Origin of the sequence: Deinococcus malanensis (assembly GCF_014647655.1) — a bacterium.
Taxonomy (GTDB): domain Bacteria; phylum Deinococcota; class Deinococci; order Deinococcales; family Deinococcaceae; genus Deinococcus; species Deinococcus malanensis.
In genome coordinates, this window is sequence record NZ_BMPP01000012.1 from 33,854 (window position 1) to 46,905 (window position 13,052).

Sequence of the window (13,052 nt, forward strand, 5' to 3'; positions counted from 1 at the left end):
GCGCGGCTGAGCGCGAAAGGTGGGCAGGCAACAAAAAAGTGGGTGCCACAGGGGCCCCACCTGAACTTGTAGTTTTACGGTGCTGATCTGACCGGGTCTCCGCAAGAAGCGGAGATTACCAGCGGCTTCCGCCGCGGTTGCCGCCCATGCCGCCGCCATTTCCACCGTTGCCGCCCATGGGAGCGGGCGCAGCGTTGGTCACGACAACGTTCTTGGCCTGAGGGCCCTTGTTGCCTTGGCCGGACTCGACTTCAAACTCGACTTCGTCGCCTTCGTTCAGCTTGCGGAAACCGCCGCTCTGGATGGCGCTGTAGTGCACGAACACGTCGGGGTTACCAGGATGTTCGATAAAGCCGTAGCCCTTCTCAACGTTAAACCACTTTACTCGACCTTGAGCCATAACTCTCCTTGCATCTCGTAACCCCAACGCTCAGTCACCTACCCTCTGGGTTGGAACCGGAATATAGCGTGTGGCTTGAGACGCAGGCAGTATCGCATGTTCTCATGCAAGTCGATGCGAAGTATGACCATCAGCTAAAGGACCGCCAGGTGGACTGCAGCCAGACATGCAGTGCACCTCCTGGGCCCACAGATATCATTCCGGTTCCCCCGCCGGGGGCGCACGGATTATGCACCGTACCTCCTGGGCAGCGTGCTACTCTGCACAGCAGATCAACACGCTGCTGCCCACCTGCCAGGACTGCTGCCCGGCTTCCGAAAGGAGCCACGTGACCAGGCCGGTGGCACTCAGCACACGGAGGAACGGCATGCCGCGCTACGCCCTGGAAGGGCACGTCCCGGAAATTCACGCGACGGCGTTTATCGCCCCCAGTGCCGATGTTATAGGCCAGGTCACTGTGGCTGAAGGAGCCAGTGTGTGGTTTGGCGTGGTGTTACGGGGCGACCTGGAGGCGATCCAGATCGGTCCAGGATGCAATGTGCAGGACGGCGCCGTGCTGCATACGGACGCGGGCTGGCCCTGTGTGCTGTCCGAGCACGTGACCGTGGGGCACCGGGCGATCGTGCACGGCGCGACCTGTGGTCCTGGGAGCCTGGTGGGCATGGGCGCCGTGATGCTCAGCGGCTCGAGTCTGGGTGCCGGAGCCATGCTGGGCGCCGGTGCGGTGCTGCCCGAAGGGGTGCATGTACCGGACGGCATGCTGGCTGTCGGTGTGCCGGCACGTGTGGTGCGGCCTGCCCCATCCAGCGGAAATGCGGCACGCTACGTCCGGAACGCGGCCCGGTTCAGAGCTCATTTGCGGCGTTTGCCTGAGCCGGAACCAGCCGGACAGGATGACAACCCGGGTGCAGATCAGAGAACGAACAGGCCGACCGGGATGCAGTTAGAACTGGTCAGCTCGGAGCAGCAGTGAGCGGCGGTCTGTCCTCTCCACTCCCAGGGGGTGACGGCACCGAGCGGCGCGGGGCGCCGAACCCCGAGGCCCCGGAGGATCTGGCTGAGCTGATTCCGGAACTTCTTCCGATGTTTCCAGGTACGGCACCGTTTCTGGCGCGCTTTCTTCCTCAGGCCAGTCCGGCGCATCTGGGCCTGAACCAGCTGTTCTGTGACCTGCACGCCTTCCTCAAGTGTCTGCATGAGCAGAGCTGGTACGGGTACCTGCACGCATCCCTGGGTGACCAGAGTGCCTACGTGCTGCTGTACGAAGGCCGGACGGTCACGGCTGCGGCCGCGAGTGCCACCGGGGAGCAGGCGCTGGGCGAACTGCTGAACCTGTACGAGCAGGGTGCGGCTCTGGCTGCCTACCCCTTGCCAGCCACCCTGGCCCATGTGCTCAGCGGTGTCGGCTCGCGGGCCTGGAAATTCAACCTGACCGAGGACTTTACCGGGCTGCATGCCCGTCCCACCGGCGCAATTTTCTATGCACGCGGCGAGATCGTCGCGACCATGGCGGCCACGCTTCCCTATGAAGGCGCGTTTCCCGCTCCACTCAGACCCCAGACCCTGATCCTGCCCCGGAGTTTGGCCGGCTGGGCTCACCATCACTACACGCTGACCCTGCGGGGCCGTGACGCCCTGAACGCTATAACCGGCGTTCACCAGAATTTTCGCGCGCAGCACGGACAGGGGGGTCTTGCCTTTCTCCGGGCACTGGGTGACAAGCTTTCTCCAGCCGAGTACGCCATGCGCTCGGACGTGGCCCTGCATGACTTGGAGCCGCTGGTGCAGGACTTTCTGCGTACAGGCTGCGTCCGCGAGCACTGAGGGGCAGCATTTAAGACCGCGCCCAGCATAATGGCGGCGGGCACTTTGGCTCCTGCTGTCTGGAAGCGTAGACACGGATGTGTCAGCCGCCAGGCTCAGGTACATTTTCCGCGCCGGGAGTCCATCAGTCCTGCAGCGCTCCGCCCTGCCCGCTCAGAAAGAGCAGCAGGGCAGGGGGGAATCCCCAAAGCCCACCACCGTTTATATGTATACGAGGCAGCCTCGCTCACGCAGGATGTTGAGGGACGCTGGAGATGCCTTCAGGCGGTTCCAGCGGAGGTCAAGCTTTTCCAGCCTGGGAAGCAGGGCCACTTCATCTGGTACGGCCGTCAGACAGTTGGCCCGAAGGTCCAGAGAGCGCAGCGAGATCAGGTGCCTGGTAGAAGCCGGCAGGTGCGTCAACCTGTTGAAGCGGAGGTTGAGCTCGGTAAGGCGGCCGAGTGTTCCCAGCGACTCCGGGAGCTCGGCCAGCGCATTGCCTTGCAGCATCAGTTTTTCGAGCCGGACACAGTCTCCCAGGGTATCGGGCAGACACACGAGGCTGTTATTCATGGCATGCAGCTCACGCAGGTGACGCAACTCTCCCAAGCTGTCTGGCAACTGCTTCAACAGATTGTTGTACACACGCAGTTCAGTGAGCCCACTCAGGCTGCCGATCCATTCTGAAAGCTGGCAGAAGGCATTGTCGGTGAGGTTCAGATACCGCAGATGCTTCAGGTCCTGCAGAGTGGACGGCAACTGCGTCAGCCGGTTGTTGCTGAGGTACAGAAATTCCAGTGACAGAAGGTTCCCGAGTGTATCTGGCAAATGCGACAAGACATTGTGCCCGAGGTCAAGCATGTGCAGGCCGGCCAGGTCCGCCACTCCATCAGGAACACATTCGAGCTGGTTGGCCGAGACATTGAGCGTTCGCAGGCGCCTGAAGGTCCAGAGCCACATGGGGAGTTCGCGCAACCTGTTGTCGTATGCGCTGAAAACCTGTGCCGCATGGCACCGGGCCAGGGTGTCCGGCAGGCTGGAGAGGTGCAAGCCGTCGAGCTGGATATGATCCGTGACGAAGCCCGGCTGCGAACTCAGTGCAGCCAGCAGCTCGTCGCCCTGGGCCGATGAGCTGTGCTGATGAAGGGGGAAGCAGGACGTCTGATCTGAACCCGGGCTGGCCATGTTGCGACTGTAACTGAGTGCGGCGCGCCATTCGGTCCAGGTTGCCGTTCCTTCGTGGTGACGCCCGGTCGCCCGGCGGCCACCGGCCTGGACCGGGTGGAACTGGCGATATATCAGGCCAAAAGGCAAGGCTGACCCGCTATGGAGTCAGCCTCCCGGCGCGCATGAACTTCACCCGGTCCATGCTTTAAATTGTTGCGCTGATGCCTCTACTGTAACCACAAACTGTCACGTCGTTGTCACATGTTGTGACCCGGCCGGGTGGGAGCAGCCGATATTCAGATCACTTCACGGAACGCCACGCTGTGGCTGCGGCTTTGCAACTCGGCACGCAGGTACTGGAGGCGTGGGTGCTCCAGACGGGGATCGTGCGCCAGGATGTGCTTGGCCAGTTCACGCGCCTGCTCGATGATCGCCGTATCGTTGGCCAGGTCAGCGAGGCGCAGGTCTGGAATTCCACTCTGTCGGGTGCCGCGGATCTCGCCCGGGCCGCGCAGTTTGAGGTCTGCCTCAGCGATGACAAAGCCGTCGGTGCTGCCCTCGATAATGCCCAGCCGCTGGCGGGTTTTCTTGCTGTGTTCGCCCGCGATCAGGACACAGTAGCTCTGCGCGCTGCCACGGCCGACGCGCCCACGGAGCTGATGAAGCTGGGCCAGGCCGAAGCGTTCGGCATTCTCAATCACCATGACCGTGGCATTGGGGACATCCACCCCGACCTCAATGACGGTGGTCGAGACCAGCAGGTCAAATTCGCGCGCCCGGAAACGTTCCATGACGTGATCCTTCTCGGCGGCGCTCATCCGGCCATGCAGCAGGTCGATGCGCGCTTCGGGCAGGATGGTCTTCAGGTCATCGGCCAGCTGTGTGGCGGCCAGCAATTCCAGGTTCTCGTTTTCTTCGATCAGGGCCGTCACCACGAAGGCCTGCCGCCCTTCCCGGATCTGCCGCATGACGAAGCCATAGGCCTGGGTGCGGTGGGTGTCCTGAATCAGCTTGGTTTCAATGGGGGTGCGCCCAGGTGGCATCTCGTCGATGATGGACAGCTCCAGGTCGCCGTAGGCGGTCAGCGCCAGACTGCGCGGAATGGGCGTAGCCGACATGACCAGCACGTCCGGCCGTCCAGCCAGCAGCTTGCGCCGCTGCTGCACCCCAAAGCGGTGTTCCTCGTCGATGACAGCCAGGCCCAGATTGTCGAACTGGACATTTTCCTGAATCAGGGCCTGGGTTCCAACGACGACATCTACCTCGCCCTGGGCGATCCTGGTCTGCATTTCCAGCTTCTGCCGGGCGCCCATCGCGCCGATCAGCAGGCCCACCCGCACGTCCAGTTGCCCCAGGTAACCGACCAGGTTGCTGTAGTGCTGACGGGCCAGGATTTCGGTGGGGGCCATCAGGGCGCCCTGGTAGCCGTCCCGCACCGCCAGATACAGGGCACAGGCAGCCACGGCGGTCTTGCCGCTGCCCACATCTCCCTGAACCAGCCGGGCCATCTGCCGCTCGGAACGCATGTCGTCGGTGATCTCAAGCAGCACCCGGCGCTGTGCATTGGTCATCCGGAAGGGCAGAGCCCCCTCGAAGCGCTCGATGTCGTCTCCGCGAGCCTCGAAGCGCTTGCCCTGCAACACCGCGTCCTCGCCCTGCAGCAGCATCCGCAACTCCAGAAACAGGTACTCGTCGAAGCGCAGCCGGGCATGAGCACGCGACAGCTGGGCCTCGTCTTCCGGAAAGTGAATGCCCCACAGCGCGTCGCCAAGGTCGGTCAGGCCGTACTTCTGCCGCCAGTGTGCGGGAAGGTAATCGTCGAGCGGTACCGCCTGCAGGGCCCGGAAGGCTGCGCGGCGCAGGAATTCCTGTGAAATCCCCTCCTTACTGTCGTACACACCCACGATGCGCCCGGTGCTCAGCGAGTCCTGGGCGCCGTCGACCGTCTCAAGATGTTCGACGCCCAGCTGCACGCTACGGCCAAAACGTTTCACCCGTCCGGTCAGCACCAGCCGCGCCCCCTCACGCAGCTGTCTCTCCACCCAGGGCTGGTTGAACCAGGTTGCCTTGACGCGCCCGCCTGAGGGGGTCTCCAGCGTCACATCGATAACCAGCATGCCGGGCCTCGGGCTCCGCCTCGACTTGGCCACCACCCTGCCCTCCACCGTTACCTTCTGGCCCTCTTCGACCTCGGCCAGGTCTGGCAGGGCACGCCGGTCCTCGTGCCGGTGGGGATAGGCGTGAAGCACGTCGCGCAGGGTATGCAGGCCCAGCGAAGCCAGCTTGCGCGCGCCTCCGGGCCCGGTGTCCAGGCACGAGACCTCAGCGTCTGGCGGCAGTCGTTCGCCGGGAGCTGCGGTGGGCGGGGCGATCCGTGCAGCCGGGCGGGCAGACCTTCTGGCCGGCTGAGAACTAGTCTCAAGCAGTTGCAGGGCCGAGCGCAGGGCGGCTTCCCGCTTGGGCAGCTCCAGGCCCGCATACCCGCCCAGGATTTCGCGGACCTGCGGAAATGGATTGCCCAGAGCCGAGGCAAGCAGCTTCTCGACGCCGCCCGCCACCACCCTGTTCTGACATCCTGCGGCCAGTTCCGCCGCGAGGGGCCGCCGGAGTCGCTCGCGTAGTTCTGCCACCGTCGCCATTACCCCCCGAGGCTAACAGAGCGTGGACGCCCGCTCCGTGAGATGACTGCCGCTGACGTGGCCCTCCGGCCCGGTCCGGGCGTCCTCCCAGGCGGTGTGCCAACTGGGACGCTACGTATATCGCCTGCAGACTGGGTGCCCATCGTGAGGCTCTGGAACCTCAGGAACCTGCGAACGCTCAATGTCTCGGCCAACCAGCTCGAATGTGTTCCTGATGGAGTGGGGGACCTGACTGGCCTGCACATGCTTGAACAAGGGCACAGTGTCTTGTCGCATCTGAAACGGTGACCGCTGCAACGCTGGCAAACACCAACTTCGGGTTAAAGGGTAACAAGCAGATCTGCCTGACCCTGCAGGGTCAGTGCTTGTGTTTTTTCGACAGCACGTGCATCAGCGCAACAATTGGGGCACCGATCAGCAGGCCAGCAGCGCCGGAGCCCAGGGTTTCGACGAGCCACTCCACCAGACCATGAGCCGCCGGGATGGCGTGACCTGCGGCCACCGCGTCGTCGTGAAGCGCATGGGCCAGTTCGCCAATGCCAAACTTTTCCAGGCCGTCCAGAATAATGTGGCCGCCCACCCAGAGCATGGCAATGGTGCCAATGATAGAGAGCGCGCTCAGAAAGATGGGCATGCCCTTGACCAGCCCCCGGCCCAGCGCCTGACCAGCCCCGGAGGCACCATTGGCCAGACGCAGACCGAGGTCGTCCATCTTCACGATCAGGCCGACCACGCCGTATACCAGCAGGGTGATGCCAAAGGCCACGACGATCAGGATAAAAGTTCGCAACAAAAAGACCTGGTCCGCCACCGTCGCCAGCGAGATCGCCATGATCTCGGCCGACAGGATGAAGTCGGTGCGGATGGCACCCGCGATCATCTGTTCCTCGTGGGCCTCGCTGCTCAGGATGGCGGGTTGATCGCTCTGCTCGTCGTGGTGTCCGGCGACGGCCTCATACAGCTTTTCGGCGCCCTCGTAGCACAGATAGGCGCCTCCAAGCATCAGAATCGGGGTAATGGCCCAGGGCAGAAACTGGCTGAGCAGCAGGGCGGCCGGCAGAATAAAGAGGAGTTTGTTTTTCAGCGAACCCCTGGCGATTCGCCAGATAATAGGCAGTTCGCGCTGTGGTGAAAATCCAGTCACGTACCGCGGTGTGACGGCCGTGTCATCCACCACCACCCCGACGGCCTTGGAGCCCGCCTTGGCCGCAGCAGCCCCGATATCGTCTATCGAAGAGGCGGCGACCTTGGCAATGGCGGCGACGTCGTCGAGCAGCGCGACAAGCCCGCCGCTCATTGGCTCGGCCTCATGACCGGATGCAGGCGTGCAGCCTGCCGGCCCAGGCAGGCGCCCACAGCGGAGAGTCGTTGCCCGCACCGGGCGCTGGAAGGTTCAGGGAAGTGCCAGAGGACCATCAGAGCCCAAGAGTAGCAATCCCGAGCTCGGGCCGGAGCCAATCTGTCGTTAAGAGCCGCGCTGACGAGGCGTGCGCTCAGACGCCACGGGAAGGGCCGACGGCCTGACCCTCAGGCACAGCGCGAGCGCCGCCGCCGCCAGCAGGCCCGCCAGCAGGTAGGCCCGCCGCAGTCCCTCAGCCAGTTCGAAGCCGCCGGCCACTATCGCTTCTGCTCCAATGAGCAGCGCCATCAGCGCCACTCCCAGGGCGCCGCCCATCTGGCGGGCAAACAGCACGCCGCTGGTCACGGCGCCCAGTTCTTCGCGCGCGCTGCTTTCCTGGGCGGCGAGCAGCAGGCTGAGCATGGCAAAGCCCATGCCGGTACCCACCGCGAAGCCCAGGACACTGGTGACCCACAAAGGGGCATGGACGGCGAAGACCAGGGCTGTAAACATCACCACCAGAACCACGAAGCCGCTCTGAGCGATGCGGACCAGAGGCACGCTCTTGACCAGCCGGCCTGTCAGGATGGCCGTCAGGGTCCAGCCCACCAGCATGGGGGTCAGGATTGCGCCGGCCGCCGTGGCCCCTCCGCTGGACACCCCCTGCGCATACAGAGGCAGGTAGGCGATGACCCCAAAATAGGCTGCGCCACCCAGCATGTTGCCTGCGAAGGCGACCCGAGGGAGCCGCTCCCGCAACGCGCGCATAGGCAGCAGCGGGTCCGGGTGACGGCGCTCCACCGTGATCGCGGCTCCCAGGGTCACCAGGCCCAGCACCACCAGGAGCCATTGCCGCTGCTCCAGGCCCCACACCACCAGGCCGCTCCCCAGGGTAAATAACGCGGCTCCCGCCCAGTCGAGCCGCGCTGCCCGTGGCTGCCCGGTCTCCGGAAGGAAGCGCAGAGCTAGCAGCAGGGCAGCCACCCCGAAGGGCAGACTGGCGTAGAAGGTCCAGCGCCACGACAGGGTTTCGGTCAGCCAGCCGCCCAGCAGCGGTCCCAGCAGGCCGGAAACGCCCCAAACACCTGAAATCACCGCTTGTACCCGTCCGCGCTCGGCCAGGGTATACAGCTCTCCGACCATGGTCAGCGTCAGCGGGAGCAGGCCTCCAGCACCCAGCCCCTGTACCGCGCGGGCGGCGACCAGCGTCACCATGCTGTCACTCATGCCGCACAGGGCGCTGCCCAGCAGGAAGATAACCACCCCCAGCAGGTACAGGCGCCGCCGGCCCACCAGATCCGATCCACGGCCCCACAGCGGGCTGGAGACGGTGCTGAACAGCAGGTACACCGCGAACGGCAGCGCGTACAGCCGTTCCCCGCCCAGGTCGCTGATCACGCTGGGCATGGCGGTGGCGACCACGCTGGCCTCCAGCGCTGCCAGAAAGACCCCCACCACCAGACCGGCTGTGGCCAGCCGCCGCACCTGCGGTGTGAAAGGAGAAGCGGCCGTCGTGGTCGGTGGCGTCACCCAGGCAGCCTACTGCCAGGATTGGATGAAGGTGACCGCTCTGGCTTCATGGGGACTGAATCGTTACAGTTCTGATTATGACCTCTGAACAGCAGTCCCTGCGCCAACGTCCCCTGGGCCGGACCGGTCTGAACGTCAGCGAGATCGGGTATGGAGCCTGGGGCATCGGCGCCGATATGTGGATCGGTTCCAACGACGAGGAAAGCCTCGGCGCGTTGCGGCGCTATCTGGAACTGGGCGGCAACTTCATCGATACCGCTATGGGTTACGGCAATGGCCATAGTGAGCGGCTGGTGGGACAGGTCGCCCGCGAGTACCCCGGCACGCTGGTCGCGACCAAGATCAGCCCGCTCAGCAACCAGTGGCCAGCCGCCCCCGAAACGACCGCCGAGCAGGCGTTTCCTGGCGAACACGTGATCCGCATGACCGAAGCCAGCCTGGAGCGGTTGGGCCTACCCCAGATCGACGTGCAGCAGTTCCATGTCTGGAACGACTCCTGGGTCGGCCAGGGCGACTGGCAGGATGCGGTGGCGCAGCTCAAACGCGACGGCAAGATCCGTCACTTCGGTATCTCCATCAACGACCATCAGCCTGAAAACGCGGTCAAGGCCGTAGAGGCCGGCGCAGTGGAGACCGTACAGGTGATCTACAACGTCTTCGATCAGTCGCCTCAGGACCGTCTGCTGGACGCCTGCCAGGCCAACGGCGTGGGCGTGATCGTGCGCGTGGCACTGGACGAGGGGAGCCTGACCGGCAACATCACGCCTGAAACCACCTTTCCCGAAGGCGACTGGCGTAACCGCTACTTCGGCGGCAACCGCAAGGTTGAGTTGCAGCCGCGCCTGCGCGCCATCGAGGCCGACCTGGGCATTGAAACCGGTCAGCTGGCCGAGACCAGTCTGCGCTTCGTGCTGAGTCATCCGGCAGTCAGCACCGTGATTGTCGGCATGCGCAGCTTGCGCAACGTGGAGCGTAACGTGGCCATGGGGGACGGACAGGGCCTCCCTGCCGAGCAGGTGCAAAAACTGCACGCGCACCGCTGGGACCGCAACTGGTATCAGCCCGCAGAGTAAGGACGGCTCCCAGGCGGAGACCCCGTACCGGGTCTCAGCTCAGAGGGGCAGGACGTGCAGGTAACCCGCCTGCACTTTCCGGCCGGTCTTCATGACAACGGCCGCAGGGTCCAGATCAGGCTGGCCGTTTCTGCATCAGGGCCGTGCGCTTGCACTGGGCTACGAGCTCGCCACGCTGGTTAAAGGCACGGTGCTCGACCACCACCACACCCTGACCGGGCCGTGAGCGGCTCTCCCTGGCTTCGACCACCACCGATTCGGCGCGGATGGTGTCACCGTGAAACACCGGCTTCGGAAATGCCACGTCGGTCAGGCCCAGGTTGGCGATCAGGGTGCCTAGCGTCAGCTCGTGCACACTGAGGCCCACCAGCAGGCTGAGGGTCAGCAGGCTATTGACGAGCGGCTGCCCGAACTCGGTCTGCGCGGCGTAGGCATGATCCAGATGCAGTGGCTGCGGATTCATGGTCATGGTCGTGAACAGTACGTTGTCCGCTTCGGTCAGGGTGCGGGTGACGCGGTGACGGATCACCGTGCCCGGGGCCAGTTCTTCAAAGTAACGGCCCTGGGGCCGCAGCAGGTCCTCGTTCATGCTTCCTCCGTCTGCTGTGGTTGAGGCCCGGCGGCCAGGATGGCGCGGGCTGCGGCCAGCATGGGCTCGTCGACCATCTGACCCTCGAAGCTGAAGGCTCCATGGCCGAGGGCGGCAGCCTCATGAGCGGCCTGAAGCAGCGCCCGTGCCCGCGTCAGCTGAGCAGGTGTGGCCCCGAAGATGTCGTGAGCCAGGGCGACCTGAGCCGGGTGAATACACAGTTTGCCGCTGTAGCCCAAGGCCCGGCCCTGCCCGGCGTCCTCGCGGAACACCGCCTCGTTGTTCAGGGCCGTCACCACGATGTCCAGTGCGGGAACGCCGGCCAGCCGGGCGGCTAGAGCGACCTGGGACCGGGCATACAGCACTTCCAGGCCACCTGCCGTGCGCACGCCGCCCAGATCGGTCGTGTAGTCCTCCGCCCCGAAGTAGGCCCAGCCCACCGCCGGATGCTCCATGATCTGACGGGCATTCCACACACCGGCTCCGGTCTCCAGGCCGGCCATCAGCGGCAGGTCCAGGCCCCGCGTCCGTAGCGTGTCCACCACCTGTTGCACGTCCTGTGCCGATTCCAGCTTGGGCACGACCACTCCGGCAAGTTCTGGAGTCAGCGCCGCGAGGTCAGCCTCGAAATAGGGCGAATGCACTGCGTTAACGCGCAGAAACACGTTCAGGTGCGGTGCGCAGGCAATCAGGTCGCGCGCTGCGTCGCGGGCCACCGGCCGGGCGGCTGTTTTGGCGTCTGGGTCGGCGGGAATGGCGTCTTCCAGGTCGATCACTACGGCGTCGGGTGCACTGCGCGGCAGTTTGGCGACCAGATCTGCGCGGTTGCCCGGGGCGAATAGCACACTCCGTGGCCGGGGCAGCGGCGTCAATGGCAAACGAACGTTCGTTGCGGTCACGCCCTCGAGCATACTCCGCCATACATGCCTAGCTTCCGGGTTTGACCCGCCCCGCCCGGCGCCGTTACACTTCTTCTCATGTTCGCGGCCCGTGCCAACAACAACGATAACGATCCCCAGTAGGGGACGCTTCGACGTGCAGGCCGCGCCCCCGACCCAGAACGGAGTCGGGGGTTTTTCGTAACGCATTAAGCGCCACTAAGGAGACCCCATGACCGCCACAGCCCTACAGCGCACCCTGACCCACGAGCTGGCCCAGTTTGAAGGCCAGACCGTGAAACTTCAAGGCTTTCTGCACGCCCGCCGCGACCTGGGGGGCGTGCAGTTTCTTGTGCTGCGTGACGTCAGCGGCATTGCCCAGTGTGTCGGCAGCGGACTCGAACTACCCCTGTCGGAAAGCAGCGTCGAGGTGGTGGGCAGTGTCAAGGCGCACCCCAAGGCACCGGGCGGTTTCGAGGTGCAGGTCGAGAGCTTCCGGGTTATTTCGGCGGCCACTGCCCCGACTCCGGTTGAGATCCCTAAGATGGAGTGGAACGTCAACCCCGAGACCATGCTGGACTACCGGGTGGTCAGTGTGCGTGGACTCAAGGAGCGGGCCGCGCTGAAGGTGCAGGCCGAGCTGGTCGCTGCTTTCCGCGACCACCTGATGACCGAGGGCTTCACCGAGATCAGCACGCCCAAGATCGTCTCGGCCGGGGCTGAGGGGGGCGCGAACCTGTTTCCCATCGACTACTTCGGTCAGCCGGCCTACCTGGCGCAGAGCCCACAGCTGTACAAGCAGATCATGGTGGGTGTGTTCGAGCGGGTCTTTGAGGTCGCGCCGGTCTACCGCGCTGAGGAACATGCCACCAGCCGTCACCTTAACGAGTACCTGTCGCTGGACGTGGAAATGGGCTTTATCGAGGACGAGGAAGACGTGATGGCGCTGGAAAACCGCCTGCTGGCGGCCATCATGACCCGTCTGAGTGCACGCTGCGAGACCGAGTTCGCGCTGCTGGGGGCTACCATACCCGACGTGCCGGTACATATTCCGCGCATTACCCTGATGGACGCCCGGGAACTCGTGGGCGACAAGTACGCCCATCCGGTCGGCGGCAAGGACCTGGACCCCGAGGCCGAGCGCCTGCTGTGCCAGCATTACGCCGAGACCGAGGGCAGCGACTTCGTGTTTGTCACCAAATACCCGCGTGCGGCCCGGCCCTTCTACGCCCACCCCGACGAGGGCGACCTGACGCGCGGCTTTGACTTGCTGTTCCGAGGCATCGAGATCACCTCGGGGGGGCAGCGCATCCACGACCATGCGATGCTGATGGACTCGATCGCCGCCTACAAGCTCAACCCCGAGACCCTGACCGGCTACACCGAGGTCTTCAAGTACGGCATGCCGCCCCACGGGGGCTTTGCCATCGGTGCCGAGCGTCTGACGGCCAAGCTGCTGGGCATCAGCAACGTGCGCTATGCCCGCGCCTTCCCACGCGACCGTCACCGCCTGACGCCTTAAGGACGCGGCAGGGGCGACCGGTTGGCATGTTGCTGTGCCGCCAGGCGCCCTTCAGATTCCCTCAAGCCGTTTGGCAGGCGGGCCGGCTGGACGCAGTGTCAGAATCCTCGCC

11 protein-coding genes are annotated in these 13,052 nt (G+C 64.7%); 4 read left to right on the forward strand and 7 right to left on the reverse strand.

Annotated features, from left to right (window positions below):
• Window positions 1–115 precede the first annotated feature (115 nt).
• The gene (locus IEY49_RS13990; RefSeq protein ID WP_189009904.1) at window positions 116–400 is read right to left on the reverse strand and encodes a cold-shock protein; all 285 of its coding nucleotides are present in this window, start codon (window positions 398–400) and stop codon (window positions 116–118) included.
• Between the two features lie 367 nt (window positions 401–767).
• Here IEY49_RS13990 and IEY49_RS13995 point away from each other — a divergent pair, with 367 nt between their 5' ends.
• Window positions 768–1,373, forward strand: a complete 606-nt coding sequence (locus IEY49_RS13995; protein WP_229780811.1) for a gamma carbonic anhydrase family protein — start codon at window positions 768–770, stop codon at window positions 1,371–1,373.
• Window positions 1,370–2,224, forward strand: a complete 855-nt coding sequence (locus IEY49_RS14000) for a hypothetical protein (protein ID WP_189009906.1) — start codon at window positions 1,370–1,372, stop codon at window positions 2,222–2,224. Before IEY49_RS13995 ends, IEY49_RS14000 begins: the two co-directional genes overlap by 4 nt.
• Before the next feature lie 201 nt (window positions 2,225–2,425).
• On the opposite strand, the gene IEY49_RS14005 is transcribed toward IEY49_RS14000, so the two are convergent.
• The 4 genes from IEY49_RS14005 to IEY49_RS14020 form a co-directional block, all read right to left on the reverse strand.
• Window positions 2,426–3,388, reverse strand: a complete 963-nt coding sequence (locus IEY49_RS14005; protein ID WP_189009908.1) for a leucine-rich repeat domain-containing protein — start codon at window positions 3,386–3,388, stop codon at window positions 2,426–2,428.
• 278 nt (window positions 3,389–3,666) lie between these two features.
• Window positions 3,667–6,009 (reverse strand): ATP-dependent DNA helicase RecG, encoded by a 2,343-nt coding sequence (gene recG / locus IEY49_RS14010; protein WP_189009910.1) that lies wholly within the window; start codon window positions 6,007–6,009, stop codon window positions 3,667–3,669.
• A gap of 358 nt (window positions 6,010–6,367) precedes the next feature.
• Complete coding sequence (locus IEY49_RS14015) at window positions 6,368–7,306, reverse strand: DUF808 domain-containing protein (protein ID WP_189009912.1); 939 nt, start codon at window positions 7,304–7,306, stop codon at window positions 6,368–6,370.
• Window positions 7,307–7,474: 168 nt separating this feature from the next.
• Window positions 7,475–8,878, reverse strand: coding sequence for an MFS transporter (locus tag IEY49_RS14020; protein WP_189009914.1), 1,404 nt, complete (start codon window positions 8,876–8,878; stop codon window positions 7,475–7,477).
• 77 nt (window positions 8,879–8,955) lie between these two features.
• Here IEY49_RS14020 and IEY49_RS14025 point away from each other — a divergent pair, with 77 nt between their 5' ends.
• Window positions 8,956–9,951: an aldo/keto reductase gene (locus IEY49_RS14025; protein ID WP_189009916.1), complete on the forward strand. Its 996-nt coding sequence runs from the start codon at window positions 8,956–8,958 to the stop codon at window positions 9,949–9,951.
• Between the two features lie 115 nt (window positions 9,952–10,066).
• On the opposite strand, the gene IEY49_RS14030 is transcribed toward IEY49_RS14025, so the two are convergent.
• A complete protein-coding gene (locus IEY49_RS14030) occupies window positions 10,067–10,540 on the reverse strand; it encodes a MaoC family dehydratase (protein WP_189009918.1) in 474 nt (157 codons plus the stop codon).
• Complete coding sequence (locus IEY49_RS14035; protein ID WP_229780812.1) at window positions 10,537–11,439, reverse strand: HpcH/HpaI aldolase/citrate lyase family protein; 903 nt, start codon at window positions 11,437–11,439, stop codon at window positions 10,537–10,539. Before IEY49_RS14035 ends, IEY49_RS14030 begins: the two co-directional genes overlap by 4 nt.
• A gap of 211 nt (window positions 11,440–11,650) precedes the next feature.
• Between IEY49_RS14035 and aspS the strand changes: the two genes are divergently transcribed.
• Entirely contained in the window at window positions 11,651–12,940 is a 1,290-nt protein-coding gene (gene aspS / locus IEY49_RS14040; RefSeq protein WP_189009922.1) for an aspartate--tRNA(Asn) ligase, read from the forward strand.
• The last annotated feature ends 112 nt before the right edge of the window (window positions 12,941–13,052 follow it).

What these genes read in the sequence shown, in the direction of transcription:
- IEY49_RS14030 (WP_189009918.1), bottom strand. Translation starts at nt 10,540, where the DNA reads ATGAACGAGGACCTGCTGCGGCCCCAGGGCCGTTACTTTGAAGAACTG.
- IEY49_RS14025 (WP_189009916.1), top strand. Translation starts at nt 8,956, where the DNA reads ATGACCTCTGAACAGCAGTCCCTGCGCCAACGTCCCCTGGGCCGGACC.
- IEY49_RS14005 (WP_189009908.1), bottom strand. Translation starts at nt 3,388, where the DNA reads ATGGCCAGCCCGGGTTCAGATCAGACGTCCTGCTTCCCCCTTCATCAG.
- IEY49_RS13995 (WP_229780811.1), top strand. Translation starts at nt 768, where the DNA reads ATGCCGCGCTACGCCCTGGAAGGGCACGTCCCGGAAATTCACGCGACG.
- recG (WP_189009910.1), bottom strand. Translation starts at nt 6,009, where the DNA reads ATGGCGACGGTGGCAGAACTACGCGAGCGACTCCGGCGGCCCCTCGCG.
- IEY49_RS14015 (WP_189009912.1), bottom strand. Translation starts at nt 7,306, where the DNA reads ATGAGCGGCGGGCTTGTCGCGCTGCTCGACGACGTCGCCGCCATTGCC.
- aspS (WP_189009922.1), top strand. Translation starts at nt 11,651, where the DNA reads ATGACCGCCACAGCCCTACAGCGCACCCTGACCCACGAGCTGGCCCAG.
- IEY49_RS13990 (WP_189009904.1), bottom strand. Translation starts at nt 400, where the DNA reads ATGGCTCAAGGTCGAGTAAAGTGGTTTAACGTTGAGAAGGGCTACGGC.